15 protein-coding genes and 1 pseudogene are annotated in these 26,314 nt (G+C 63.9%); 7 read left to right on the top strand and 9 right to left on the bottom strand.

Annotated elements, in window-relative coordinates; all coding sequences use genetic code 11:
- The first annotated feature begins 31 nt into the window (after positions 1-31).
- Positions 32-1,198, top strand: a complete 1,167-nt coding sequence (locus tag VGO12_RS12615) for an ABC transporter substrate-binding protein (protein WP_327513100.1) — start codon at positions 32-34, stop codon at positions 1,196-1,198.
- A gap of 42 nt (positions 1,199-1,240) precedes the next feature.
- Here VGO12_RS12615 and VGO12_RS12620 read toward each other — a convergent pair whose 3' ends face one another.
- The 4 genes from VGO12_RS12620 to VGO12_RS12635 all read right to left on the bottom strand — a co-directional run bounded on the left by VGO12_RS12620 (position 1,241) and on the right by VGO12_RS12635 (position 14,989).
- Positions 1,241-2,563, bottom strand: a complete 1,323-nt coding sequence (locus VGO12_RS12620; protein WP_327513101.1) for an HlyD family type I secretion periplasmic adaptor subunit — start codon at positions 2,561-2,563, stop codon at positions 1,241-1,243.
- An 83-nt stretch (positions 2,564-2,646) separates the two neighbouring features.
- Complete coding sequence (locus VGO12_RS12625; protein WP_327513102.1) at positions 2,647-5,337, bottom strand: calcium-binding protein; 2,691 nt, start codon at positions 5,335-5,337, stop codon at positions 2,647-2,649.
- 39 nt (positions 5,338-5,376) lie between these two features.
- Positions 5,377-7,128 (bottom strand): type I secretion system permease/ATPase, encoded by a 1,752-nt coding sequence (locus tag VGO12_RS12630; RefSeq protein WP_327513103.1) that lies wholly within the window; start codon positions 7,126-7,128, stop codon positions 5,377-5,379.
- Between the two features lie 73 nt (positions 7,129-7,201).
- Positions 7,202-14,989, bottom strand: coding sequence for a peroxidase family protein (locus tag VGO12_RS12635; protein WP_327513104.1), 7,788 nt, complete (start codon positions 14,987-14,989; stop codon positions 7,202-7,204).
- Positions 14,990-15,404: 415 nt separating this feature from the next.
- Here VGO12_RS12635 and VGO12_RS12640 point away from each other — a divergent pair, with 415 nt between their 5' ends.
- From VGO12_RS12640 to VGO12_RS12650, 3 genes are all read left to right on the top strand, one after another.
- A complete protein-coding gene (locus VGO12_RS12640; protein WP_327513105.1) occupies positions 15,405-16,877 on the top strand; it encodes a sensor histidine kinase in 1,473 nt (490 codons plus the stop codon).
- Positions 16,870-17,535: a response regulator transcription factor gene (locus VGO12_RS12645; RefSeq protein WP_327513106.1), complete on the top strand. Its 666-nt coding sequence runs from the start codon at positions 16,870-16,872 to the stop codon at positions 17,533-17,535. Before VGO12_RS12640 ends, VGO12_RS12645 begins: the two co-directional genes overlap by 8 nt.
- A 136-nt stretch (positions 17,536-17,671) precedes the next feature.
- Entirely contained in the window at positions 17,672-19,075 is a 1,404-nt protein-coding gene (locus VGO12_RS12650) for an ATP-binding protein (RefSeq protein WP_327513107.1), read from the top strand.
- 66 nt (positions 19,076-19,141) lie between these two features.
- Here the strand turns inward: VGO12_RS12650 and VGO12_RS12655 are convergent, their stop codons facing one another.
- The 3 genes from VGO12_RS12655 to VGO12_RS32220 all read right to left on the bottom strand — a co-directional run bounded on the left by VGO12_RS12655 (position 19,142) and on the right by VGO12_RS32220 (position 20,978).
- The gene (locus tag VGO12_RS12655) at positions 19,142-19,813 is read right to left on the bottom strand and encodes a response regulator transcription factor (RefSeq protein WP_327513108.1); all 672 of its coding nucleotides are present in this window, start codon (positions 19,811-19,813) and stop codon (positions 19,142-19,144) included.
- A gap of 437 nt (positions 19,814-20,250) precedes the next feature.
- Entirely contained in the window at positions 20,251-20,772 is a 522-nt protein-coding gene (locus VGO12_RS12660; protein WP_327513109.1) for a sigma-70 family RNA polymerase sigma factor, read from the bottom strand.
- The gene (locus tag VGO12_RS32220; protein ID WP_414650711.1) at positions 20,769-20,978 is read right to left on the bottom strand and encodes a YgaP family membrane protein; all 210 of its coding nucleotides are present in this window, start codon (positions 20,976-20,978) and stop codon (positions 20,769-20,771) included. The genes VGO12_RS12660 and VGO12_RS32220 overlap by 4 nt, the downstream gene beginning before the upstream one ends.
- Before the next feature lie 484 nt (positions 20,979-21,462).
- On the opposite strand from VGO12_RS32220, the gene VGO12_RS12665 reads away from it, so the two are divergent.
- Positions 21,463-22,467 carry a sodium-dependent bicarbonate transport family permease gene (locus tag VGO12_RS12665; RefSeq protein WP_327513110.1) on the top strand — a complete coding sequence of 335 codons (1,005 nt, stop codon included), beginning with the start codon at positions 21,463-21,465 and terminating at the stop codon, positions 22,465-22,467.
- A 48-nt stretch (positions 22,468-22,515) separates the two neighbouring features.
- On the opposite strand, the gene VGO12_RS12670 is transcribed toward VGO12_RS12665, so the two are convergent.
- The gene (locus VGO12_RS12670) at positions 22,516-23,427 is read right to left on the bottom strand and encodes a hydrogen peroxide-inducible genes activator (RefSeq protein WP_327513111.1); all 912 of its coding nucleotides are present in this window, start codon (positions 23,425-23,427) and stop codon (positions 22,516-22,518) included.
- Positions 23,428-23,477: 50 nt separating this feature from the next.
- Positions 23,478-24,953, bottom strand: coding sequence for a PLP-dependent aminotransferase family protein (locus VGO12_RS12675; RefSeq protein WP_327513112.1), 1,476 nt, complete (start codon positions 24,951-24,953; stop codon positions 23,478-23,480).
- A gap of 150 nt (positions 24,954-25,103) precedes the next feature.
- Between VGO12_RS12675 and tauA the strand changes: the two genes are divergently transcribed.
- Positions 25,104-26,120 (top strand): taurine ABC transporter substrate-binding protein, encoded by a 1,017-nt coding sequence (gene tauA / locus VGO12_RS12680; protein ID WP_327513113.1) that lies wholly within the window; start codon positions 25,104-25,106, stop codon positions 26,118-26,120.
- Positions 26,121-26,206: 86 nt separating this feature from the next.
- Positions 26,207-26,314: pseudogene (locus VGO12_RS12685) on the top strand (nitrate ABC transporter ATP-binding protein); the annotation flags it as partial.

A 26,314-nucleotide genomic window follows, 5' to 3' on the forward strand; every position in this document is an offset into this window, starting at 1 on the left:
ACCGACAGAGCAATTGACCAAGGAGGAAAAAATGCTGTCAATACATGAAGGTAGCCTGTCCCAGAGCGTCCGTCGCGCCATTCTGGCCGGCGTGTCGCTGGTGGCGCTTGCCGCTCCCGCTGCAGCGCAGGATGCAGCCGAGATCGGCATCGCCGATGCCGACTACTCGCTGGAGGCGCTGATCGAGGCGGCCAAGAAGGAAGGTCCGATCACCGTCGTCGACGCGACCGGCAAGATCGTCTCGATGGCGGAGAATTTCACAGCGAAGTACGGCATCCAGGCGACCGGCGTGAAGCTGAGCGGCCAGGACCAGCAGCAGGTGATCGTGCGCGAAGCCACCGCCGGCAGCGTTCGCTCCGACGTCTTCAACATGAGCAACCTGCCGTCGGTCACCGAGGAGATCATCGCGCAGGGCGCGGGCGTCAGCTGGATGCCGCCGGATCTGAAGACCGTCGTGCCGGCGCAGTACCAGACGCCTGCCATCACCAGCCTCAACCCCTGGGTCTGGGCCTACAACACCGATGTGCACGGCGACAAATGCCCGATCGACAACGTCTGGGCGCTGACGACCGAGGAGTGGAAGGGCCGTGTCGCCATTCCGGATCCGTTGCTGCGCAACGAGACGATGTTCTGGTTCAACCAGATCGAAACCCACGACGACGAGGCGATGCGCAAGGCCTATGAGGCCTACTTCGGCAAGCCGCTGGAGACCAAGGAGGCGAGCGCCACCGCCGAGTGGGTCAAGGGCCTTGCCAAGAACAAGCCGAGCGTGACCCGCAGCGACACCGATGTCGGTCCGATCATCGGGGCGGCCGGGCAGGAAAAACCGTTCATGGGCTTCCTGAGCTCGGCCATCTTCCGCGACGCGAAGAAGAACGGCTACGGTATGGGCATCTGCACCGATCTGAAGCCCTGGGTCGGTCAGTTGACGCCGCGGGTGGCGGTGATTGCGTCGGGCACGAAACACCCGAATGCGGCCAAGCTGTTCGTCCACTTCATGATGACGGAAGAGGGCATGGCGCCGCAGCTCGCCGACGGCAAGATCTCGTCCAACCAGGAGGCCAAGATCCCGAAGGAGGAAGCTTCCGGTGTGATCGACGTCCTGCACCAGCTGCATGTCCCGCACTCCGAGACGTCGAAGAGCGACTTTGCCAAGCTGCAGGACTGGCAGGATTTCTGGATCGTCAATTCGCGATAAGATCAGCCAACGGGTGCCCGGGCTTGCCCGGGCACTTGCCTCTCACTCCTCCCTGAATGCCCTCAGCATCTGGTCGGTGAAGGGTTTTGTCAGATAGGAAATGGCGGTGCGTTCGTCGGTCTGGACGTAGACTTCCACCGGCATCCCAGGGATGAGCTTCTGCTTGCCGAGATTTTCCACCGGCTCGGCGATGTTGATCGTTGCGAGGTAGTAGGGCTGCCCTGTGGCCCTGTCGAGCGTGGTTGCCGCAGCGACCACGGCAACTTCACCCATGAGCTCTGGCGTCGTTCGCTGGTTGAAGGTCGTAAAGCGCAGCCGGCTCGGCTGGCCCGGAGCGACACGATCGACATCGATCGGCGGGATGCGGATCTCGACCGTCATGTCGTCGTCTTCGGGCACGACCGACATCACGCTAGCGCCGGGCGCGATGATGCCGCCGATGGTGTGGACCTGCAGGTCGTAGACGAGGCCGTCGACAGGGGCGCGCACGTCCATGCGCGCCAGCCGGTCCCGGGCCGCGACCTCGCGCTCGCTGAGTTCGGCGATCTTCGCCTCGATGCCGACGATCTGGGTCTGGGTTTCCTTGCGGGTGGTCTGGTCGATCGCCATCAGCTTGATCCGCAACTCGCTGATCTGGCCGACCGCTTCCGCGATCCGGGCCACGAGCTCGCCTTTCGTGCCGTCGATGCGAACCATCTGGCGCAAGAGATCGCGGTGCTCGGAGACCGGCACAAGACCGCTCTTCAGCAAGGTCTCAAGCTTGGCGATCTCCTTTTCGACGATTTCCTTCTCGGCGTCGCTTGAGCCGGCCTGCGCCTTGAGGCCGCCGATCTGTTCTTCCAGCTGGTCGATTTGCAGGCGCAGCTGATCTTCCTGGCTGGCGATCATGCGGCGGTTCGCCTCAAACAGCTTCAGTTCGCTGACCTTCAGCACCTCGCCGACATCGAACCCATCGAAGGAGACCGAGCTTTCGCCGTCGCGTTCGGCCTTGAGCCGCGCGCGCATGGCGTGGAACTGTTGCAGCTGGCCGCGCACGATCGCCAGTTCCACCCTGGTCTGCGTCTCGTCGAGACGAACGAGAACGTCACCCTTCCTGACGCGGTCGCCGTTGCGCACCGTGATCTCCGAGACGATGCCGCCGTCGCGGTGCTGGATGAGCTTGACCTGCTGCGAAATGGCGATCTGCCCTTGGGCGATGACGGCGCCCGAAAGGCGCGCGTGGGCGGCCCAGCCGCCAACACCGAAAACCAGCGTGGCGGCAAATACCGCGGAAACGACCACACGCGAGGTGATGCCGAAATGCGTGGCATCCTTGCCGGTGCGGCTGGCGGACTTGGCCGGGTTCTTGTCGTCGGTGTTGCTCATCGTTTTCTTCCCCGATTTTGCTTGAATGCCCGATTTTCACTTGAATGAATGTGGTCGATGCGAAGAGGCTGCACTGCGGCCGCCTACACGGTGTCCCTTGCCTGCTCCGCTGCGCCGTCGAGCGCGGCAAGGATGAAGTCCTGCTCGCTGAGGGCATGGCGTCCGGCAATCAGGAACTCGAGATCCTCGTCGCGCTCGAGATCGACGATCGCCCGCACCACGGTGCGTTCCGTCCCGCTGAACGTCTCGTGATAGAAGGTGATGCGGTTCACGGGCGACGGGCTGCCATCGTCGTCGAACGGTACGAAGGCGAGGCCGCCGATCGCTTCGGCGATCTTCGACAGGTCGATGCGATCGCCGACCTGAAAGTCGCGGATCTCGTCCCGCCCCATGCCGCCATTGGCAAGGGCTGAGAGGCTGCGGAAGACAAAGATGTCGGCGCCGGCGCCACCTGCCAGAAAGTTGACGGCGTCGCTCGCAACGATGACATCGTCACCTTTGCCGCTGACCGCAGCCTCGATGGAATCCAGCATGTCGGTGCCGATCTCGACGCCGGTGGCGATGCCGTGGTCCAGGTCGATCACGATCGCCTGCGTGGTCGCTGATGCGTCGTAGCGATCGACACCGTCGCCGCCGTCGATCGTATCATCGCCGTCGTCAGAGCCGGACACCACGACGACCACGAACGCATCGTCGCCGTCCTCGCCCTTCAACTCGTCGTCGCCGGCGCCCCCCACCAGCACATCGTCACCGTCCCGTCCGCGCAGGCGGTCGTCTCCGAGTCCGCCGAACAGCATGTCGTCGTCCCGGCTGCCCGAGATGCGGTCGTCGCCGCGACCTCCGACGATGATCTCGAAACCGTCGATGCGGTCTTCGCCGATTTCCTCGCCTTCGGCGATCCCGGCCTCCATGTCGGCCAGAACCGCCTGCACCAGCGCCGAAAGGTCCAGCGTGTCGATGCCATCGCCGCCGCTATAGACGTCGTCGCCGTCGTCGTCTTCATCGTCGCTTCGCTCGAACGCGACGACCACGACGGTGTCGTTGCCGGCGCCTCCCGAGACGACATCGTTGCCGTTGCCGCCGACGAGCGTGTCGTCGCCTGCATTGCCGGAGATGACATCGTTGCCGTCGTTGCCGATCAGCGTGTTGTCGGCTGCGTTGCCAGAGAGGTGGTCGTCACCCGAACCTGCAATGACGTTCTCGATGCTGTCGATCGTGTCCGATCCGATCTCTTCACCGGTTGCCGTGCCGGCATTGAGATCGACGACGATGGCGGCCGTACTGCCACTGGCATCGAGCGTGTCTTCACCCTCGCCACCGGCATAATGGTCGTTGCCATCGCTGGCCGGTGCGGCATCGTTGCGGGCTTCTTCCGCGGTTGGGCCTGTCACGATCGTGTCGTTGCCGGCTCCGGCGAGCACCGTGTCGTCGCCCGATCCTCCCGTCAGCCGATCGTCACCCTCGCCACCGTCGACGAGGTCGTCGCCGGCGTCCCCGTCGAGACTGTCGTTGCCGGTTTCGCCGAACAGCCGGTCGTCGCCATGGCCGCCGGACAGATAGTCGTCGCCCGCTTCGCCAATGAGGATGTCATTGCCATCTTCCCCGTAGAGGTGGTCGTTGCCATCGCCGCCGAACAGGATGTCGTTGCCGCTGCCGCCAAACAGCCGATCGTTTCCGGCCTCGCCATAAAGCGTGTCGTTGCCGTCGCCGCCGATCAACGTGTCGTCGCCCGTGCCGCCGAGGATGATGTCGTCGGACTCGCGGCCGTAGACGATGTCGTCGCCGCCAAGGGCTGCAATGATGTCGGGCTGCGGCGTGCCGAGCATCACGTCGTCGCCCTCCGTTCCCCGCATTTCTCGCGCCGGCCAGTCGAGCAGCGTCATCAGCGCGCCGTTGACCGCGCGACCGGCGCCGTCCGTGACCGAATAGGTGAAGGTGATATCACCGAGAACCCCGCGGTCCGGCGTATAGAGCCACATGTCATTGCCATAGGAACGGATCGAACCGGAGGAGACCGTCAGGTTGGCGATCGAGAGCCGGTCGCCGTCGGGATCGATCGTGTTGGCGAGCAGGTCATCCAGCAGGATGACGGCTGAGAGGTTCATCAGGCCGTTGGCGAGCGCGTTGCGACCGGTGACGACAGGCAGGCGGTTGCTGCGCGCATTGCCGTTGTCGTCGTCGTCATCATCGCCGTCGTCATCCGGATCAGGGCCGTTGGAACCGCCATCATCGTCATCGTCATCGTCGTCGTCCTCATCGTCGATGCCGGGAGGCGCCGGCGGCGCACCGCCGATCGAGGTCAGTCCGGGGAAATCAAAGGTGAGCAGATTGTTGTCATTGGCGGGCCGGGTGCTCGTCTTGAACGGCCGCTCGTCGACGAAATCGGTGCCGGGCATGCCATCGTCGAAGGCGAGCCGCACGGAGGACCGCAGGCGCCCGAGCCGGGTCGACAGGACATCCTCGGGAAAGGCGAGGTCCTGCAGCAGGCCCTGGATGTAGGCGGCGGCATTCTCGATTGCGTCGACTGCGCCGGACATGTCGGGCGCACCGTCGGTCGGTTGGTGAGGGCCGGCAGGCTCGCGCGCCCGGCCATCGTTCACCGGCTCGCTTTCCCCGTCCTTGCTGCCGACCACGGCCCCGAGCGCGCCGAGGAACAGGGCCGACAGCGCCAGCCGCCCGCGCTTGCGCTCAGGTCTTTCGGCGATCTCGTACCGGTTCATCGGTGCGAACGCTTTCTGGCTGTCGGGGCGCTTCAGGATGAGCGTGTCGTCCATGACATCCTCCTCGGCTTGGTGCCTGACCTTTCGGTGTGTTTACTCGGCCGCCGCCGATACGCGCGGCTGTTGCGCCATGACGGCATCCGGGCGCCTTGACTTCTCGACCACCAGCGGCCGCGTCTTTTGCTGCGGCAGGATCTCCTCCTTAGGACCGAAGGCGACCAGTCGGCCGGCCTGCACCAGGCCGATCATGTCGACCATCTGCAGCGCGCTTGGGCGGTGCGCGACGATGACGACGATGCCGCCGCGTTCGCGGACCTTGAGGATCGCATGGTTGAGCGCCTCCTCGCCCTCGGCGTCGAGGTTGGAGTTGGGCTCGTCGAGCACCACGAGAAAAGGGTCTCCATAGAGTGCGCGTGCCAAGGCGATGCGCTGTCTCTGGCCCGCGGACAGGGCGGTTCCATGGGGACCAAGCTCGGTCTGGTAGCCGTTCGGCAGATGCACGATCATCTCGTGAATGCCGGCTGCCTTGGCGGCGCGGATGATCGCCCGCGCATTCGGCGCTTCGGCGAAGCGCGAGATGTTGTCGGAGACCGTGCCGTCCATCAGCGCCACGTCCTGCGGCAGGTAGCCGACATGCTGGTTGAACAATTCTTCCGGCCACTGGTTGAGATCGGCTCCGTCGATGCGCACGGCCCCGCGCAGGACCGGCCAGATGCCGAGCATGGTGCGTGCGAGCGTCGTCTTGCCGCCGCCCGAGGGGCCGATCAGCCCGAGCGCCTGGCCGGCCTTCAGTTCCAGGCTCACTTCGCTGAGGAGCACCGCACCGGTCGAGGGAGCGACCGTCGTCACCTTGTCGAGGGCGAGGCTGGTTTGCGGGGTGGGAAGGTCGAGATTGCCGCCGCGCTCGTCGAGCACGCCGAGCGTCTCGTTGAGGCGGTGGTAGCTGCGGCGCGCCGAAACCACGCCCTTCCACTGCGCGATCGCCAGATCCACCGGCGCCAGCGCCCGCGCGGTCACGATCGACGAGGCGATGATGGAACCGGCCGACATCTGGCCGCGGATGGCGAGATAGGCGCCGAGCCCGAGGATCGCCGACTGCAGGATCATGCGCAGCACCTTCGACAGGCCGGACAAGGTTCCGCCGACGTCGGACGTCTTGGTCTGACAGTCGAGATGGCGGCGATTGGCCTTTTCGAAGCGGGCGACGGCACGGCCGGTCATGCCCATGGCGTGCAGCACGTCGCTGTTGCGGGCATTGCTCTCGGCAATCGAACTGCGCGCGACGGAAGCCTTGATCATCGGATTGGAATGGCGACGCGTCAGGACCTCGGCAACAACGGTGAGCAATGCCAACAGCAGTGCGCCGCCGAGCGTCAGGTAGCCGAGCATCGGATGCAGCAGCCAGACGAAGGCGAGATAGATCGGGATCCAGGGCAGGTCGAACAGCGCTACCGGTCCCTGGCCGGCGAGAAAGCCGCGCAGGGTATCGACGTCGCGGCCGCGTTCCGTGGCTTCGGCCGTCGAATAGCCGAACCGTGGCATCTCGATGACCACCTTGTGGGCAAGCGGCGCGAGTTCCGCGTCGAGCCGGGCGCCAAGCCGCACGAGGATCTGGGACCGGATGACGTCGAAGAGCCCCTGAAACAGGTAGAGCCCGACGGCAAGCACCGACAGCGCCACCAGGGTGGAGATGCTTCCGCTGGTCAATGCCCGGTCGTAAATCTGCATCATGTAGAAGGCGCCGGTCAGCGCCAGGATGTTGATGATGCCCGACAGTCCGAAGAGATAGATCAGGATACCGCGCATGCCGCCGATCTTGTGTTGCGGCTCTTTTTTCTTGCTCATGATGAGTGCCCCTTTTTGCCCCGCGCATCGTGTCCCGGCCGGTCAATCGCCGGCCGGGAGTATCGCTTCACGCTCAGGAGACGCCGTTGAAGTCGGCGAGCTTGAGGTTATGGGTGCCATCGAGCGTCAGCGAGAACTCGGCATCCGGACCCGCATCGACGCTGCCGCGGATGACGGTCACATCGGCGCCGTCTCGTGTCTCATGCGTCACCACGATCTGACCGGCGCCCGAGAGCGTCGTGCCGCTAGACAAGGTGAAGGCCTGTTTGCCGGCCTGTCCGGTGTTGGCATCTATCGCCGAGAAATCGATACGGTCGCCCGGCGCGAAGCCGTAGATCGTATCGCCGTCGGCCGCCGCCACCGAGGTGAAGCGGAAGACGTCGTCGCCGAGGCCGCCGTCCATGATGTTGACGGCCGTCGATGCGGTGATCTGGTCGTGGCCCGATCCGCCGATGACATTCTCGAAGCCGTAGATCGTGTCGTTGCCGGTCTCGGCGCCGACCACGTGGCCGCGGCCCATGAAGCCGTTGCCGAGATCCACCTTGAGGTTGCCCGTGGCGACCGAGTAGTCGAGCGTGTCGTTACCGTCGCCACCCCAATAGCTGTCGTCGCCGTCACCTTTGGTCGCAAGCACGACGTCGTCACCGCCGCCGCCCCAGACCCTGTCCGATCCTGCACCACCTTCGATGATATCGTTGCCGGCATCGCCATAGATCAGGTCTGCGCCGCTGTTGCCAAAGAGCATGTCGGCCCCGGCCCCGCCGTGGATCTCATCGTCGCCGGCGCCGCCCGAGGCGACGTCATTGCCGTCCCCGCCACTCAGCACGTCGTCACCATCCTCGCCGCGCAGGACGTCGTCGCCGGCGTCACCGGAGAGAATGTCGGCCGATGCCCCGCCAAGCAGGATGTCGCCAACCGCGCCGCCGATGAGAACATCGGAAGCCGCGGTCCCGACCAGCGTGCGCGCTGCGACCGGCAAGGGTGTGCCATCCCCGTCGCCGGAGCCCGACCCGTCACCCGAGCCGCAACTGTCGTCGTTGCCGTCGTCATCCGACCCGCCATGATCGTCGTCATCATCATCATCATCGTCGTGGTCGCCGACGACGAGGGTTGGCGCATCTCCGCCGAAGGTGATGGAGTGATCTCCGTTCGACAGCGTCCTGGTGCCGTCGCCGTTGTCGCTTTCGGCATAGTCGGTTGGATTGGCGCCTGTCGGGATCTCGATCACGTCCTGGGGACGCAGGGCGCCGACGATCGTGTCCTGGCCGCCATTGCTGCGGAATACGATACGATGGGCCGACGAGAGGCTCGAAATGTCGATCACGTCGTTGCCGGCGGACCCTTCGACGGTGATCGTCGAGTAGTTCAGGCTGGTGGTATCGAAGTTGCCGATGACCTGGATCGTGTCGCCCTGGCTCAGACCCTGGTCCGGGCCGCCATTGTTGTTGTTGTTCGTCACGTTCAGGGTGTTGACGGTGATCTCCTCGATGTTGTCGAGCTCGGCAATCACGCTCTCGACGCCGCCGACCGTGCGGGTGATGACGATTTCCGTCGATGTCAGGAACGTCGTGTTGAGGTTCGCTGCCAGGGTGGCGTTCTGGCCGGCGGTGACCGCGTAGATGCGGAACAGCTCGGCGCCGGCGCTGCCCGAAAGCACATAGGTATCGCTGCCCGCGCCGCCGTCGATGATATCGCGCCCTTGCGTGCTGCTCTGGTTGATCGTGTCGTTGCCGCCGCCGGCAAAGACGATGTCGTTGCCCGCATTGCCGTTGAGCGTGTTTGCCGCATCGTCGCCGACGAGAATGTCGTTGCCGGTGCCGCCGTCGATCGTGCCCAGGATATCGCGCACCACATCGACGGTCGCGGTATCGGTGCCCGTGCCGCGATAGGTGAAGCTGCCGCCGACGAGCACGCCGTTGTCGTTGACCGTGATGCCATCCGGCCCAAGCGTGGCCGCAAGACTGGTGGCCTGGGTGATCGCCGAGATCGCCAGCGCGCTGTCGGGATCGACGTCGTTGGCGAGCAGCGCCCAGCTCGGGATCGTGAACGGGTTGCCGTTGGTCCAGTTGGTCACGACGCGATCATTGTTGGCGATCATCGGATCATCGATGGCAACGACGCTGATCGTGGCGGTCGCCGGCTGGCTGTTGCGGATCCCATCGTTCACCGTCACCTCGATCGTCCGGGGCGTGGTGCCTGGATTATCCGAGGTATTGGAGAAGCGAACCGCGTCCAGCGCGCGCTGGTAGTCTGCCGCCGTTGCCGCACCGGTGAGCTGCAGCACGAGTTCGCCGGCGATCACCGCCTGCGATACGGCGATTGCCGCGGGACGACCGTTGGCCGTCGTCGCCGTGAGCGTGTCGCCCGCCGCCATGTTTTTCAGGACGACACGGGCCGAGACGATCGTTTCGTCGGTGGTAATGCCCGAGAGGCTGGAGATCCCGACAGCCGCCTGATTTTCCGTGAAGGTTGCGCTCCAGGCCGTCGTTCCGTCGTCGACGGGCGTGGTGTATTCGACGTTCACATTGTCGATCCGCACGGTTTCGGTGTTGGCGTTGACGCCGCTGAAGACGAAGCGGATCGCGGACGTGGCCGTGAACGGCCCGGCAAGCGACAGGTTTGCCGTCCCGTCGTTCGATGCGCCGGTAATCGTCATGATGGTGGAGAAATTGGTGCCGTCGCCCGAGAACTGCACCTGCAGGGTTTCGCCGTTGTCGAGGCCGCTTTCTTCATAGTTGAAGCTCAGCGTCGCGGTGCCGGCGCCGACCATCGAGAGGTCGACCGCCCGGGTGATCGTGGCGCCTGCCGGCGTCGAGCCGGCGCCCGTGTCCTGGCGGAATTCGAGTTGGCCGCCGTTGATGCGGATTTCGCCGGTGGTCGCCACGTTGGTCGTGCGGTCGCCCGTCTCCGTCCAGGCCGAAGCCCAGCTCGCCGATCCGTTGGAGTTGGCGTAGTTCGCCGTACCGAACGCATCGACATAGTTTGCCCGCTCGAAGGCATGCAGGTCGATCGATGGGCCGCGAAGGTCGAGGATCCGATCGGCGAACTGGATGCGTTCGATGTTGAAGAGGCGGTCGGTGCCCTCGGCCTCGAGATTGCGTCCGGTCACCGGATCGATGACGCCGACGGTCGGGTTGGTGTGCGCAACCGTGACGCTGCCATCGGCATTGAAGGTGATCTCGTAGTTCTCGAAGTTGTCGTAGTAGACGGCCGTATCGACATCGCCTGCATTGCCGCCGTCGATGATCTCGCGGACGACCTGCAACTGGCTCGGCTTGATCTCGCCCGAGAACAGGCGGGTTTGAATTTGGGCGATCGAGTCGATGCTGAAGGCGGACCATGCCTGGCCCTCGCGCGGCGAGACCAGGATGCGCCCGTTCAGCCACTTGTCGCCGTCGATGATGTCGTTGCCGCCCATGCCGCGGATCGTGTCCGAGCCGCCGCCGCCGAGCAGGATGTCCGAGCCGTCGGACGTATCCATGACGGCAATTTCCTTGGGCCCCGCCGGATTGATCGGTGCGCCGTTCGCATCGAGGTTGTGCGGGTTGTAGAGGTCGAAGCGCTGCAGGTGGGCGACGAGCTCGCGCAGGCCGGCGATCCGGTCGACGTTCTTTTCGAGCAGCGCATTGGAGAAGCTCTCGATCGGAGCGTCGACATCGACCTGGGCGGCGTTGCCGTTCGGGTCATAGCCGCCGATGACGACGTCGCGACCGGTGAGGGTATCGTTGCGGTCCCACCCTGAAAGACCTTCCACCAGATCGTAGCGGTCGCGCAGGATGTTGTTCTGCTGGTTGACGAAGATGCTGATGTTCATGTTCGCATCGGCGTCGTAGTTGTTGTTCTTGAACGTCGTCCAGTCGAAGCCGGCCATGCCGTTCGAGCGGTTGATGCCGATCCCCTGGACCATGATGTCGTCGCCGGATTCACCGTCGAAATCGGTATCGTTCTCGCCGGCGATCATCACGTCATGACCGATGATGCGCGAATTGAAGAACAGTTCGGAATTGTCGCCAGTGAGCGTCGTCATGTTGCCCTGGGCTTCCATCCAGTCATCGCCCTCGTTGCCGAGAAGCGTGCCGCCGCCGGTGGGTGCGCGGATGAAGTCGTGGCCCTCGCCACCGGAAATGGTCTTCACGTCCTCGCCGCCGGCCAGCACGTCGTTGCCGGCACCACCGAAGATCAGGTCGAGGCCCATGCCGCCATTGATGACGTCGTCGCCGCCTTCGCCCTTGATCACGTCGCCGGCGCCGATGTCGGTGCCGCTGTCGGTGATGATGTCGTCGCCGTCTCCGCCGTGCAGGTGGTCGACGCCGAAGCCGCCTTCGATGCGGTCGTCGCCGCCTTCGCCCCAGATGGTATCGTCACCTGCGCCGCCGATCAGGGTTTCGCCGGCATTGGTGCCGCCGAGCACTACGTGTTCCTCGCCGGTGAAGCGCAGATAGTTGGTGCCGCGGACGACGAGCGAGTCGGTACCGGTGACGGCCGAGATGACATCGGCCTCACGGGTCGGGTCGGCGTTGCCGAGACCGTGGTTCCATTGCTTCGTCTGATCCATGGTGATGATGTAGTCCGCCGTCTGGAAGGCCGAGCCGTTGATATGCAGGCCCGTGTCCTCGGTGTCGGTGTTGCGGCGGATGAGGTCGGCGAAGCTGTCGGCCTCGAGTTCGTTGAGCAGGTTCTGCCCCTGCGTGCGGCTCAGATAATAGAAGCGGTCGCCGTTCTGCAGGTTCTGGATCTGCAGTTCGAAGACGAAGGTGAAGGTCGAGCCGAGCATGCCGCCGAACGGCATCAGGGCTTCGGCAAGGCCGCCGATCCAGAAATCCACCTTGTTGAGGCCGGTTTCGCGCGCGGCCCATGTGCCGGTCGCGTTCAGGTAGTCGAGGCGCGCCTGGCGCTCGGCCGTGGTCTCGCCGGCAGCGCCGAAGACGAGATCCCAGGCCGCATCGCGCTTGGCTTCGGCCGTGGTCGCGGCGACGACTGTCTCGTGCGTGCCGTAGGCGGCGATGAAGTTCACGATCGAGAGCGGGTTCTTGATGTGCTGGGCGAAGTCCGCCCAGCTCTCATAGGGCTTGAGGTAGCTGTCCTGCGTCTGCTCGTAGATCTGGCGGCGCGCCTCGTTGAGCGAGGGGATGCCGGTTTCGCGGGCACGGGCGATGTTGACGGCGGCAAGGTCGAGCGGCAGGCCGACGAGGTTGTTGCGTAGCGCGCTCGTCAGGAACTCGTCGATCTCGTTGCCGGCCTGGTAGGTCATGCCGCGAATGATGGCGCCGGAGGCGGCATGGGCATCGACGCCGGCATTGTTGAAGGCCACCGGGTTCAGGAAGGCTTCGATCAGGCCGAGTTCCTGCGGGGTCGCCACCCCTTGCGCATTGAGCGTCAGCATCTCGACGTTTTCGGCGAGCATCGAATGGCCGAAGCGATAGACGACCTGGGCGAATTCCTCGAAGATCGCGCCGTCGAGCTCGACCGAATGCGAGAAGACGAAAGCGTCGATCTGCGGTGCGACGGCCCGGACGAACTCCTCGAAGACGAGGTGCTGGTAGACCATTTCCGTCGAGAAACGTGCGGCCTGGAACAGACGCTCGCCGTCCCAGACGAGACCGGCCGCGCTGCTCGGGAAGGCAGCGACGTCGACGAGCAGCCATTCGTTGAGCATGGCTAGGTCGCCTTCGGCCAGCACCGTCGCCTTGATGGCATTGACCTGGCGGTTGTGTTCGCTGTGGAAGACGGAATGGGTCGCCGTCAGCGCGATGTTCTCGTTGCCGCGACCGTCGCCGACGACGAAATGGGCGTCGAGAAGCTCGTCGTCATAGGTGGTGTTGACGCCGAATGCGTTCGGAAGGATCGGGTTGCCGGTGATGTCGTCGGCGTCCGCCAGCACGGGAACCGGCGCCGTCATCGGGTTTCGGTCGTGATCGACCGGGCCGCTCGGTACGGCACTGTGAGCGATGTCGTTGAGGAAGGCGCGGCCGGCGCTCAAGGAGGTGAGCCCGGCGACCGGAGCCGCCAGATTGCCCTCGACCGGCCCGGTGGCGGTCATCATCAGCGGCAGGCCGTTGGGGCCGCGGACGAACTCGCCATAGAGGTCCGTCACCAAGAGCGGCACGCTGTGAACATTCATGTCGCTGAGCTCGATGCCGAGCAGGTCGCGCGCCTGGTTCTTGATGTCGGCCCAGGTCGGTGGACCGCCGGTCGCCCCTTGCAGCATCTGGCCGGTCGCAAGCGGCTTGCCGTCGACCAGCACGTATTCGCGCAGGAACGCCTGGTGCGAGGGATTGGAGGTGTAGACCTGGTTGAGGTCGATCCAGGGCGTCGTCTCGTTTTGATGGTCGCGGATGTCGTCGGCCGTCCCGAGCTGGCCGTCGGGGCCCGGGTCGTTGGTCGCGCGGGTGAGGATCATGAAGTTGGTCGGGCTTCCAGGCACATAGAGCGGATCGTCCGGCTGCAGGGGAATGATGACGTTGCCGCTGCCGCCCTTGGTTGTGAGATCAAGGCCATGGTCGAAGAACTGGCCGAAGATGGTCATGAAGCCGTTGAAGGAGGCGGTATCGCCGAGGTCGGCCGCGATGTTCTTGATGAAGACGTTGTCGCCATCCATCGTCACGCCATGAGACGAAAGCTCGTCGATGACGGCGGCGTCTGCGGCTTCCGCAAGAGCTTGCGCAGCCGCGGTCGCTGCATTGCCGGTCAGGATCGCCGCGCGCGCGTCGATGGCGTCGTCCAGGGCCGTCGTGGCATTCGCCAGATCGGCGGCGGCGACGCCCAGCGCGGCGTCAGCATTGGAAAGTGCGGCCGTGGCGCTCGACGCGGTGCCCTGGGCTGCATCCACCGCATTCGTCAGCGTCTGCTGCTCGGCGACGGCGTCCTGCAAGGTGGCAACGGCGGTTGCGTGCCCCGCCTGCGCGGCACTCAGTGCGGCAGAAGCGTCCTCCAGATTTTCGACCGAGGTATCGTAGGCGATCTGCGCGTCCTGGCGGGCGTCGACGGCTGCGAGATAGGAGGCGCCGTTCGCCGGCGTTGGGTTGGCCTGGAAGGTTGCAAGAGCTGCGCTTTCCGCCTGCTGCGCCAAGGCGAGATTGGCAAAGGCGACATCGCGTTCATCGGTCGCGAGCGAAACGGCGGCGGCCGCCGCCTGGCTTGCGGCAAGCGCCGTAGCGGCTGCTGCCTGGGCGTTGGCGAGGACAGGCGCATGCGCGTCTCGCGCTGCCACCGCTGCGGACAGGGCGGCATTGGCTGAGGCAAGCGTCTGAACTGCGGCGGCCTGTGTGTTGACCGCTGCGTCATAGGTCGACTGTGCCGTGGCTTGCGTGGCTTGCGCGTTCGCCACCACGATGTCGGCTGCGGCCACCGCCGCGGCTGCGTTCGCCGCCGCATTGGCAACGGCGGCATGGGCAGCGCGTGCGGCCGCCTGCAGGTCCATGACCGTGCGAACGATGCCGAGCGCTTCGGCGCCCTTGATATCGACGGAGGCAAGGGCTGCGGCGATCGCCGCCGGATTGTTGAGCGATTGGTCGGCGACGATGTTGGAGATCAGGCGCGGCTGGCTGTCATAGACGGAACCGGTCGGATCGGCGTAGCTCGTCTGCTGGCCGTTGCGCGGGTTGATTTCGGCCGGTGCGTAGTTCGGCGTCAGCAACCGCACCATCGTTTCATCGGATGAGCCGAATTGTGTCATGTTCGGCTGGAAGTTGTTGAATGAGCCATCGACCGTGCGCAGGCCGTAGGGAAGAAGGGGGCTCGATACCAGCTGTTCGAGAGCGGCACGCGGGTCGGCGCCGCCATTGATGGCGGCCGTGTGGGCCTCTGCGATCTTGATCTGCTTGAGGATGAACTCAAGGTCGTTTCGATTGAGCTTTACCATTCTACCCTCCATCGGCGCGGGCGCTCAAAATTGCGGCCGCCCGTTTCAAACAAAGTTCCACCGACCGGCGGCAAGGTTGTCCTCCCTGGCGCGCCGGCTGCCTGCGTCTCGATTGCCCGGTTCGTGAACCGATCGCATTCCTGTTGATGGTCGTAGGATGAGCGCCCGCGCCGAACAAAGAAACGGCGGAAGGTCGGGCGAGTTTGCCGACGAATGGCTGATCACATTTCCGACTAGCGGCGGTGACGTTTGTGTCATTGGGCCAATAGAAACTCTGGACCTAAGACCAGTTCTTCTTTGACCCCTGGATATTAACTGGAGAAGGTCTTTCAATTTGCCAGAATAGTGCGATCATCTCCTGGGCGGATCGATTGGGGAGTGCGTTTCCGCCGCGAGCCAGAGGAAAACGCTGAGCGTGACGGAGCATTCACGGGGCATTTTTTGCAAGACCGCCATGCCGATGGGATCGAAGGTCGCGGACCGCCGCGGCCTCCCGCCGATACGCCAATGGTTCGGCCGGCAAACCCTTTCCGTGCAGTTCCTGCTCGCAAGCAGTGTGCTCATCCTGGTGGTGGCGGCCGTCTCCGGCTATCTCATTTCGCGCGAAGTCTCGCAGAATGCGGCGGTCGACCGGGCCGCCGCGACAGCCCTTTTCATGCAGAGCATCCTTGAGCCTGTTGGTAACGAACTGGCACAAACCGGTCAGCTTTCCCCGGATCGCCGTACACGGCTCGACCAGCTATTCGCCGAACCGCAATTCCGGGACCGTTTTCCGTATTTCGAGTTGTGGTTGCCGGACGCAACGGTCGCCTATTCCACGTCCAAGGAGCTCATCGGCCGCCGGTTCAATCCGCCGCAGGGCTTGATCCGGGCTCTCAGCGGCGAAGTTGCGGCGGAGTACACGGATCTCACCGCAAGCGAGCACACGCTGCGCAGCCTCGATGCGCGCTATCTTGAGATATACAGCCCCGTGCGTCGGGCGGACACCGGAGAGGTTGTCGCCGTTGCGGAGATTCACGAGGATACCGACATCCTGCACTGGGAGATCTTCGAGGTCCGCCTGATTGGCTGGACTGTCGTTGCCGGCGCCTCGACGCTCATCATGCTCGGCCTGTTTGTCATCGTGCACCGCGGCAGCGCCACGATCGAACGGCAACGACTGCGCCTGGAACAGCGCGCGGAGGAAGCCGAACGCGTGTCGCAGGAAATACGCGTCCTGCGCGACCGCGCAAGGATCGCCTCGTTGCGCATGACGGATTTCAACGAACGCCTGACCCGTGGCATCGGAGCCGATCTTCACGACGGTCCCGCCCAACTCATCGGCTTTGCCGTCCTGCAGATGGAACCCTTGCGGCTTGCGCGCTCGAAAGCCGAGCGCGAGGAGGCGTTGCAGACGATCGGCGGCACCCTGGACGAAGCCTTGAAGGAGATCCGCCTGATCGCGCGTTCGCTGCTGCTGCCGGATATCGAGAGCCTCGATCTCGACCAGGTCATTGCGCGGGTGGTCAAACTGCACGAAGCGCGGACCGGAACGCTGGTCGAGATTGCGCCCGGCGGCAGCAGGATGGTCATGCCGCCTGTTATCAAGACCTGCGTCTACCGCTTCGTCCAGGAGGGGCTGAACAACGCCCATCGCCATGCGGGAGGAAGGGGGCAGACCGTGCTGTGCCGCGTCGATGGCTCGACGCTGGTGCTCACGGTCGCCGACCGGGGCCAGACGGCTGGGAAAGACAGTGCCGTCGCGAGGCCGGATGGTGGTGGGCTCGGCATCCATGGCTTGAAGCAAAGGGTCGAGAGCCTGGGTGGGACGTTGAGATTCGTCCAAAGGGAGGGCGGTGCGGAACTCAAGATGACGCTGGATCTCGGGGGAGGCTTGCTCGATGGGTGAAGCGACGTCAGTCATCGTCGTCGACGACCATTCGCTCTTTCGCATGGGCGTGCTGCAGGCGCTTGGATTGCAGAAGCACTTTGCCGTGGTCGGCGAGGGAGGATCGAAGGAGGACGCGCTCAGGCTGGTCGAGACACTGCTGCCGGACGTGGCTCTGCTCGATATCTCCATGCCGGGAAACGGAATCGATGCGGCACGCGAGATTTCCGCCCGGTGGCCGAAGACGAGGGTGGTAATGCTGACCGTATCCGAAGAGGACGATGACGTTCTCGAAGCACTCGATGCCGGAGCGGCGGGTTACGTGCTCAAGGGTGCACCCGCACCTGACCTGATCGCCGCGATCTCAACCGTGGCCGACGGTCAGGCCTATCTGTCGCCAGCGCTCGGCATGCGCCTGTTCGGCGTCATCCGCAATCGCACCGAAGGCCACAGGGTGGAGCGCCTGGTCGACAAGCTGACGCCAAAGGAAGCGCTCGTCTTCCGGATGCTGGGGCGGGGTTGCACCAACCGGATGATCGCCGAGGAAATGGGTGTGCAGGTAAAGACGGTCAAATTCCATGTCGGCCGCCTGCTCACGAAACTGAGCGCAAGGAACCGCGTCGAGGCGGCCCTGTTGGCGCAGCGTCACTTGAAGCCCTCGGCGGCACCAAAAGCGTGAGACATGTTTTCGACCCCACGCGTAGGCCCGCGAGCCATGGTTGAGGCATCCAGGCGGAACGATGGACAACACAGGAAAAGCCGGTCGGGCGGAGAGTGAAATTCCCTTATCGAACCCGTTTCGATCGACGGCTGCGATGAGGCTCGTCTTTCTGTTCCGGCGCCTGCGGCTGGAAACGCAGTTCATCCTGATTGCATCGCTTGTCGTCCTGGCCCTGATGGTCACGCTCGCCATCCTGACGACGAACCGGCTGGAAAAGGCGGTCTTGAACACCGCGGGTTCGCTCGGCGCTGCTTCTCTGCAAACCCTTGTCGCACCGCTGATTTCACCCGGGGATATCGAGCGCGGCGCGCTGCCGCCGGACGTCGAGCGCCAGTTGGGAGACCTGGTCGCAGCCAGCGCCCTTGGACAGCATGTGCACGAGCTGAAAATCTGGCAGCCGGATGGCTCCATCCTCTATTCCAGCTCCGGCCTCAGCGTCACCGAGACGGTCGTCTTCGACGAGTTGAAGCGGGCGCTTTCAGGCGAAGTCGTCGTCGGACGAACCGAATTCCAGAAACACCAATATGCCAATGGTGAAAAGCGCGACACCTCGATCGAGATCTATGCCCCGCTGCTTCGCGACCCGGCCGGGCGGGTCATTCTCGTCGGCGAATTCTACGAGCGGCCGGACGTGCTCGTGCAGGAACTGTCGGACGCGTGGCTGTCGACGGTCAGGACCGTCCTTTTGATCACGGTTCCCATGCTCGCCTTGCTTTTCCTGATCGTGCGCCGGGGCAGTCGCCTCATCGACCAGCAGCACGACGCGATCAGGCGCAGCCTCGCGCGGGCGGTCGAGCTTTCCAACCAGAACCGCAGGCTGCGCTCGGCGGCCGATAGCGCGCGGCTCGAGGCCGGAAAGCTCAACGAGATGATCCTCAATCAGATCGGCAGCGACCTGCATGACGGCCCCGTGCAACTGCTCACGCTCGTCAAATTGCGCTTGAGCGATCTCGCCGGTGCCGATGGCCGCCAATCGGAAGGCCGCCATGACAGCGGAAAACTCGTTGCGATCGTGACGGCCGTGCTCGAGGATCTTCGCAGCATTTCGTCGGATCTCGTCTTGCCGGAACTCGACGACATGCCGCTCACCGAGGCTATACAGCTGGCAGTTTCCAGGCATGTCGATCTGACCGGGCGTGACGTCGAGGTCGTCGGTTCGATCGCGTCGTCAAGGATCGACGCGCACCTGAACATTTGTGTCTACCGCTTCATCCAGGAAGCGTTGATGAACGCCGAGCGCCACGCACCCGGCAACCGACAGCGCGTGCAGTTCGCAACGAGACGCAGTTTTCTGTTCGTTCGCGTGTCCGATGTGGGGCTTCCGGCCGCAGTGCCACCCCGTGGCGGCAGCGCCGGCCGGTCGGGTATCGGCACCATCGCCCAGAGGCGGCGGGTTCGAGCGTTCGGGGGGAGGATGCGGACGGTGCGTCGGGACAACGGTACGGTCGTGACCGCCGTCCTGCCGCTGGATCAAAGCCAGGGGCCCGTCGATCGATAGGTGGTCGCGGCGCGGCGGGGCGCCACCCGATACAGCGCCATTGCTCAGATTTGGCGGTCGATCCCGCTAATTGACCCGCGTACGGTCTGCGGCGCGTTCCGGAAGCACATCGAGGCGCTGGGCGGCCAGTACGACCTCAAGACGGTTTCGGGCGTCGAGTTTCTGCATCAGCACCGACATGTAGTGCTTCACGGTCTTCTCGCTGATATCGAGACAGTGCGCGATCTCGCGGTTGGTGCTGCCGCGCATCAGATGACGGACGATCTGCTCCTCGCGCAGGCTGAGGCGCTGTTGCGCCTGCTGGCGCCGGCGCATTTCAGCGGTCTTCATCGCCATGATGACCTTGGTGGCAAAGCCTGCGGTGATGAAGGTCTCGCCGTCGTGCACAGTGCGTATCGCCTGATGCAGGTCACTCGCCGTGCTGCCTTTCAGCACATAGCCCGCAACACCATAGTTCAGCACCTGGATCGCCGTCTCGATGCTCGAGTTGGCCGTGAACACGATGACCCGCGTTTGCTGGTATTTCTGGGCGATCAGCTCGATGGCGGCGACCGCATCGCCGGGCATGCTCAGGTCGAGCACGAGGACATGCGGCGCGAATTCCTCCACGATTTTCAGGGCATCGATCGCGTTCTCGCCCTTGGCGACAATGTCGAGGTCGCTCTTGCCGGAATAGATACTGACCAGTCCTTCAAGGAGAATGGGATGGTCGTCAACAAAAGCAACTGAAATTCCCATAATAATAATAGCCCCATGACATCAGTTATCATGTATGTATCTTGGTAAATCGGCGGCAATATCCGAAAATTCTACAATAAAATTCTAATATATCCACGTGGTTTTGGCGAATGACCCAATTTTGGTGGCGGTTTCGCGGTTGTGATGCGCTTTTTTTCGTCGGGCCACCTGCTCAGGCCCACCCCCTTCACATCCTGAACATCTTATTACAGAAGAACTCAATTTTAAAGTGAGTGCTTAAAAATAGGTTAATTTGAGGGGTTTTGCGCGCAGGCGTTCAAGCCGCGTCGCTCGGAACAACTCGACCACCTGCGCGTTCGAAATCGGTCGACACTGGTCGATCGCAGCAACCACGATGGCCCGGACAACAGAGCGACGATGTCGGGCGGTTCGCGGCTGGCGCACATCATGCGCGCTACTCGTAGCGATAGGCATGATCAGCCGGCCAGGTACTCGCGCAGCAGCAACCGGGCGCGATGCAGGCGGGCCTTCACCGCCTGCCTCGAGAGATCAAGCGCATCGGCAATCTCGCTGATTGTCATCTCCTTGAAATCACGCATCAGGGCCACCTCCCGATAGTGCGGTGGCAGGGCGACGAACGCCGCAGCGAGGTCGAGCCGCAGGTCGTCCTCGGGCCGCTGGACCAGCTGCGCCGCGATCGTTTCGTCGTCGATGTCGGCGACCAGCCGGGTTCGCCGGGCCAGCCTGTAGCATTCGCGCCGGACGACGCTGAACAACCAGGCTGACAATGCCGCCAGCGCACGGATCGTGCCGACGTGCCGCGACAGCAACCAGAGCGCCTCCTGAGTTGCGTCCTCCGCATCGGCAGCCGTTCGGCACGTCGCGCGCGCATATCGCCGGATATCGGGCTGTGTCCGCCCGAGCAAGACGACCATCGCGTTGCGATCGCCATCACGGGCGGCCTCGAAGGTCTCAGGCGTAATCGCTGCAGACGTCATGACCTTGTCCGATCGCCGAACCGGGCAACGGTGCAAACCGGGCAATAGCCGATGATACCACTGAGGGCGAATGAAAGAGCTGACACAACCACCAACCAGGCCGGCCACCCGGCAAGAAAACTGTACCCAAGCAGAGCAGCTCCAACGCCGATCCCGAGACGGATCGCCTGCTGCGCCTTGCCGATGTTCCTGCGAAAAAATGCCATGCCGCACCTCTGATATAAAACCGAGACCGATCGTCTCAACCGCAAAGAGGCGCGGAACGCGAAAAAGGATTCGCGACGCGATGATTTTTTCAGCTTCCAGCTTTGCGCGCCGGCAAAGGGCCATTCGAGCCAGCCGAACCGCGCCGACGCGGTGAGGGATCGCGTGTTCTCGTACGATGCACGACCTGTCCACCGGCCACATGTGCTCAGGTCGCTTGCAAGGCAGGCGTGGCTCTCAGCTCCAACTGCGCCGGCCTGGTGGACGATAGTTTTCCTCTATTGCTGATATAGAGACTATGAATTTGCTCTATCGATCGGGCGATGACAATGCTGGCGTCAATGGAACGCGAACGCACGCGTTCCCCGGGGTGTCTCCGGGAGCAAGCAAACGTCTGGGGCGCCGTATCCTTGGACGCGATTTGAAGCGGTGCGACGGACGTCGCGCCGCTTCCTTTTTTTGAGAACATCAATCTGGCGGCCTCCCATGACCCTCTACCTCTCCATCGTCGAGCACAACCTTCTCTCGGCGCCCGTCCTGTTTTTTTGTCTCGGTTTCGGCGCGTCTGTCCTCGGCGCCTCGATCGCTTTGCCGGGCGGTGTTTCAAAGATGATCGCGATCTACCTGATGCTGGCGATCGGCTTCAAAGGCGGGGCGGCGTTCGTCACAGATGCGATCTCGACCGAGGTGCTCCTCTGTCTTTTCGCCGGGGTGGTCTTGTCGGGTGCGATGCCGTTTGCCGCCTTCCGCCTTCTCGGCTTCCTGTCGCCGCTGGGAACGGCCGATCGGGCAGCGATCGCCGCGCATTATGGCTCGATTTCAATCGTCACGTTTACGGCCGCGACCGATGCGCTGACCCGGTTGGGTCTCGACTTCAGCGCCTCCATGGCGGCCGTCGCTGCCGCCATGGAGGCGCCGGCGATCGTCAGCGCCGTCTATCTGCTGCAAAGAACGGGGTCCGGGTGCCAGTCGCACGGCAAGCAAACACAGGGCAAACAGGCATCTCGGTCGGTCATGCAGGAGGTCTTCTTCAACGTGACGATCGTCGTTCTTCTCGGGGCTTTCGCCATTGGAGCGGTGACAGGCAAGGATGGCCTTTCGGACGTATCCGGCTTTCTGGTCGATCCCTTCCGGGGTGTCCTCTGCCTGTTTCTTCTCGATCTCGGGGCCGTGGCGGGGCAGGGATTGCGCAATGGCTGGCGTTCGCTCAACCCACCACTGATCCTGTTTGCGGCCGGCATGCCGGTCCTTGGCGCGGTCGCCGCATTCCTGTCGGCAACGGCCTTCGGTTTGTCACAGGGCAACGCGGCCCTGCTGATGACCCTTGCCGCGAGCGCGTCCTACATCGCTGCCCCTGCAGCGATGCGCATGGCGGCGCCGGAGGCCAGGCCCGAGATCTATCTGACCATGGCGCTCGGCGTGACGTTCCCGCTCAATTTGCTGATCGGACTGCCGCTCTACATTTCAGCGGCGGGGCTCCTTGCGCTGTAGACGGTGGCCAGCTGCCGGCGGGGGAAGACGAAACGGATAGCGGTCGCTTCAGGCTATCCCCTTATCACGGGCAACCGCATCCGCTTCCCGCGCCAGGATCTCGTAATGACGCTCCCGCCCGCTGTTTTCCCGCCAGTAGAAGCCGACTTCGCGGCGTGCCGTCCAGTCCTCGATCTCGATCAACCGGACGTCGTCATCCCGGCGGAATTCGGCACGGGCATAAAGCTCCGGAAACAGCGAGCAGCCCATGCCGATCGACACCATCTGCCGGATGGAATCGAGGCTTGTGCCTTCGTAGTCGTCGATCACCCGGGCGTCGGCAACGGCTGCAAGTTGCCGCACGTTTTCAAGCAGCCGATGGCCACTGCCAAGCGCCAGAAGCCTTTCTCCGCGCAGGGCGCTTGCCTTGACGGTCGCCTGAGATGCCAGATGATGGTCGGCCGGAACGCCGAGGAAAATCCTCTCATGGCCCAGTCGCCGAAACCGGAGGCCGGGCCGCTCGGGGGCGGGCCCCAGACCGCAATCGACAGCGCCGTCCGAGACCTCCATTTCAATCCGTGCCGGTCGATCTTCCCGGATGTAGATTTTCAGATCCGGGAACTTGCGGTGGATGCCCGGCAGAAATCCGGGAAGGAAATAGGGACCGAAGGTCGGCGCGGTGGCCATTCGAACCAGGCCGCCAAGGCTTTGCGTGTCCTTCAGCGCGCTCGCGACAAGCTCGTCGACGGTTGCAAGCGCCATTCGGGCGCTGCGCGCGACATCATGGCCCGCGGGGGTCGCGATCACACTTGTCGGGGTGCGCTCGAACAGTGTCACACCAAGCGATTTCTCGACGAGCCCGATCTGGACAGACAGGGTCGGCTGCGAAACATGGCAGCGCCTCGCGGCTTTGCCAAAGTGCCTGAGGTCGTCGAGTGCGGCTATGTATTCAAGCTGACGCAGGGTGGGTCGGTAGGTCATGTGCTATTGATAGCGGCTATTGCGCCAATTTCAATCATAGGTGAGGGCTATCAAACGGATTGGCGGTCGATGCCGGCGCGAACGCGGGCGACGCCTTCGGCGATGCTCGTGCCTGGTATGGACGAGTAACCCATACGGAAATACCGGCAGGGCTGATCGCTCCTTGGAAAGAAGGGCGAACCGGATTCGACCAGCACCCCATCCTGCCGCAATGCGCTGACCAGCCGGTCGGCGTCGAGCCCGTCGGGCCCCTCCATCCAGAAGGAGGTGCCACCGAAGGCCGAGGAGCCGGCGACTGTCAAATTCTCGCGGCGCAAGGCGTCGGCCATCAGCACATGGCGCTTGTGGTATTCGGTGCGCATGCGGTGGAGCACGGCGTCATAGTGACCGAGCGCCAGGAAATAGGCGGCGGTGCGCTGCAGGTGGCCCGGCGGGTGGCGCAGCATCAGCGAGCGGAGCGCACGCGCCTCGCGGATGAAGGGGGCGGGTGCCACGAGGTAACCGAGCCGAAGGCCGGGAAACAGTGATTTCGAGAAGCTGCCGATATAGAGCACGCGTCCCGAGGGATCGAGCGCCTTGAGCGCCGGCGAGGGCGGGGCGAGGTAGCTGATCTCGAATTCGTAATCGTCCTCGACAATGACGAAGTCCCGCTCTTCGGCGGCTTGAAGCAGTTGCGTGCGTCGATCGACCGGCATGGTCGCGCCTGTCGGCGAATGGTGGCTCGGGGTGACGAAGACGGCGTCGACCTTGTCCGGCAGCGCATCGGGCGACAGGCCCTCGCGGTCGACGTCGACGGTCGTGACATCCGCGCCGCTCAAAAGCAGCGAGGCACTGATATCGGGGTGGCAGGGGTTTTCGCAGACGGCGGCGGATCCCTTGTCCAGGATCAGCCGGGTGACGATCCAGAGTGCGTTCTGCGCCCCGACGGTGACGAGGATTTCGTCCGGTGTGGCGTGGATGCCGCGCCGCGGCAGGGTGCGCGAACAGATGTAGTTGACCAGCCGCACATCGTCGGCGGCGGCAAAATCGCTTGCCATCAGCACGAAGTCTTCCCGCGCCAGCGCCCGGCGGGCGCAGTCGCGCCAGGCGTTGAGATCAAACAGCGTCGGGTCCATCTGGCCGTAGAGAAACGGGAACGGGTAACGCCGCCAGTCGAGTGGCTTGTGGACCTGGCGCACGACGCCGAAGCTCATCTTGATCTTGCGGCTCCAGTCCACCGGATCAGGGCCGGCGGCGAGGCGATCGCCCTCCACATCCATGCCGGGCGGATTGCCGGAGATGCGATAGGAACTGCGGCTGGCAGCTTCGACATAGCCCTGGTTGATCAGCTCCTGATAGGCAAGCGTCACCGTGATGCGCGAGATCTGCAGATAATCGGCGAGCTTGCGCGTCGAGGGCAGGTGCGCGTGCGGCTGCACCCGCCCGGAAAGCACCGCCGAAACGACCGTCTCGCGCAACTGCGCCTGCAGGCCGATCCCGCTTTCGCGGTCGATGAAGAAGATGGTTTCGGAAACATTCACCCGCACCCCGCCGCCTCCCAACGACGTTAATCTGGATCTATTCAACTTCCATACTGGATATAACGCAAGCCGTCCCCCGGCCTTATCGTCATCAGCAAGACCGGAAAAACGGTCAGGGAATAAACAAACGGGAATGAGCAAAGAGGAGGAAGAAAAATGCTACATGGACATTTCAGACGACTGGCCGCGGCGGCCAGCATCGTGGCGAGCCTTGCCGCATCCGGCGTCGCTTACGCTGAGACGAAGCTCGTCGTCGGCTACCAGCAGATCGTCGGTCCGTTCGTGGCCGCAATCGCCGACGGTCGCTTCGACGCAGCCGCCAAGGAGGCGGGCTATTCGATAGACTGGCGCCAGTTCAGTTCGGCTGGTGATATCACCACGGCGCTCGCGTCCGGCGACGTCCCGATCGGAGTGCTCGGTTCGACCGGCACGGCGTCGGCCGCCACGCGCGGCGTCGAGCTGCAGCTGTTCTGGATCCTCGACAATATCGGCCAGTCGGAAGCGCTGGTCGCCCGCGACGGGTCGGGCATCGAGACGCCGGCCGACCTCAAGGGCAAGAAGGTCGCCGTGCCCTTCGTCTCGACCTCGCATTTTCATCTGCTTGTCGGCATGAACAAGGTCTGGAACATCGATCCGCGCGAAGTGGAAATTCTCAACCTGAAGCCGCCGCAGATCGTTGCCGCTTGGCAGCGCGGCGATATCGATGCCGCCTATGTCTGGCCGCCGGCACTTTCCGAAATCCAGAAGACCGGCAAGACGATCTCGGATTCCGAGGTGATCGGGGCCGCGAGCGTGCCGACCTTCGACGGCCTGGTGGTCGACAAGGCCTGGGCTGCAGAGAACCCGAAGCTGATGGAAGCTTTCACCAAGGTCCTGGCGGACGCCTATGCCGACTACAATGCCAACAAGGCGGCGTGGACGGAGGAATCGCCGCAGGTGGAGGGTATCGTCAAGCTGATTGGTGGCGATGGCCCGAGCACGGTGGAGGCCCTGCGTCTGCTTTCGTTCCCCAATGCGGACGAGCAGGCTTCCGAAGTCTGGCTCGGCGGCGGCGCCACGCGCGCGCTGACCGAAAGCGCCAAGTTCCTGCTCGAGCAGAAGCAGATCAGCAACGCACTCGAGGACTACGCGCCCTACGTGAATGCCGGCTTTGCCAAGGCGGCTGCGAAATAATTTAGACTGTCGATTGCGCCGGCCGTCGAGGAGCGGCCGGCGCACCCATCATCAGACCGTGACCGAGGTGCAGGGAGGCATTTCTCATGGAAACATTGAGCGTCAGGAACATCAGTCTGACCTACCCGGGCCTGTACTCGGACCAGGCGATCATCGCCTTGAAAGGCGTCAATCTCACCATCAACAGCGGCGAC

Source organism: Ensifer sp., from assembly GCF_035999135.1.
Classification (GTDB): Bacteria; Pseudomonadota; Alphaproteobacteria; order Rhizobiales; family Rhizobiaceae; genus Ensifer.

Excerpts from the sequence above, each read along its gene's own strand:
- VGO12_RS12615 (WP_327513100.1), top strand. The coding sequence starts at position 32 with ATGCTGTCAATACATGAAGGTAGCCTGTCCCAGAGCGTCCGTCGCGCC.
- VGO12_RS12620 (WP_327513101.1), bottom strand. The coding sequence starts at position 2,563 with ATGAGCAACACCGACGACAAGAACCCGGCCAAGTCCGCCAGCCGCACC.
- VGO12_RS12625 (WP_327513102.1), bottom strand. The coding sequence starts at position 5,337 with ATGGACGACACGCTCATCCTGAAGCGCCCCGACAGCCAGAAAGCGTTC.
- VGO12_RS12630 (WP_327513103.1), bottom strand. The coding sequence starts at position 7,128 with ATGAGCAAGAAAAAAGAGCCGCAACACAAGATCGGCGGCATGCGCGGT.
- VGO12_RS12635 (WP_327513104.1), bottom strand. The coding sequence starts at position 14,989 with ATGGTAAAGCTCAATCGAAACGACCTTGAGTTCATCCTCAAGCAGATC.
- VGO12_RS12645 (WP_327513106.1), top strand. The coding sequence starts at position 16,870 with ATGGGTGAAGCGACGTCAGTCATCGTCGTCGACGACCATTCGCTCTTT.
- VGO12_RS12650 (WP_327513107.1), top strand. The coding sequence starts at position 17,672 with ATGAGGCTCGTCTTTCTGTTCCGGCGCCTGCGGCTGGAAACGCAGTTC.
- VGO12_RS12655 (WP_327513108.1), bottom strand. The coding sequence starts at position 19,813 with ATGGGAATTTCAGTTGCTTTTGTTGACGACCATCCCATTCTCCTTGAA.
- VGO12_RS12660 (WP_327513109.1), bottom strand. The coding sequence starts at position 20,772 with ATGACGTCTGCAGCGATTACGCCTGAGACCTTCGAGGCCGCCCGTGAT.
- VGO12_RS32220 (WP_414650711.1), bottom strand. The coding sequence starts at position 20,978 with ATGGCATTTTTTCGCAGGAACATCGGCAAGGCGCAGCAGGCGATCCGT.
- VGO12_RS12665 (WP_327513110.1), top strand. The coding sequence starts at position 21,463 with ATGACCCTCTACCTCTCCATCGTCGAGCACAACCTTCTCTCGGCGCCC.
- VGO12_RS12670 (WP_327513111.1), bottom strand. The coding sequence starts at position 23,427 with ATGACCTACCGACCCACCCTGCGTCAGCTTGAATACATAGCCGCACTC.
- tauA (WP_327513113.1), top strand. The coding sequence starts at position 25,104 with ATGCTACATGGACATTTCAGACGACTGGCCGCGGCGGCCAGCATCGTG.